The sequence below is a fragment of the Psychrobacter sp. 1Y4 genome (assembly GCF_051847555.1).
In genome coordinates, this window is the sequence record NZ_JBPYDE010000580.1 from 1 (window position 1) to 693 (window position 693).

General features: G+C 39.8%; 1 pseudogene. It reads right to left on the reverse strand.

From position 1 onward, the window contains the following. Positions 1-352: pseudogene (locus ACS8FC_RS17690) on the reverse strand (DMT family transporter); the annotation flags it as partial. Positions 353-693: the final 341 nt, after the last annotated feature.

Below are 693 nucleotides of genomic sequence, written 5' to 3' on the forward strand. Positions count from 1 at the left end.
TCATCGTGAGCTGAACCGCCGAAAACAAAATCAAAGCACCCGTGCCAGTATCAAGCTCTACATACGCAATCGAAAAACACAGCGCGTAAATGACCAAGCTGACACTACTGAGCCAACTGCCTTTGTCATTTAAGATAGCATCAACAGCAGGCTTGTCAGCGGTGAGTGCTTGACGCTGTAGTCTGTAGGCGTGAATCGTCATGATAACAATTAGGCAGGCAGCCGCACTGAGCAGACGAATGACCGTAAAACTCCAAGCATCTATATAACCTTCTGCTAGCGCCATCCGGCAAAACAGGGAGTTTGCGGCAAATGCGATCAACGCAATAATAGTATAAACAGTGGCTTTCAAAAATAATTCCTACAATGAATAAATGGCACAAAACAGGCAAACATAGGATTTTAGTTTTGGGTATGTATGTATTAGTGTCATGATGGCTTATTTTTCAGCGAAAACAATTGCTGTCTTACAAGACAGGATATTTTGTCGTACTTGTGGCAAAAAGTCTCTCTTAAATGAGAATAACGATAGTTGTATTGACGATAAGGTCTGAAAATAGGGATGATGTGCTTCGCATCAAACGAACTATTAGAACAACATTCATTAAACACAATAAATCAGATAAATAAATAGGAAAAGATAGTATGAATTGGGCAAGTATTTTTATTCATGACACAACTTGGTTGTTTGCC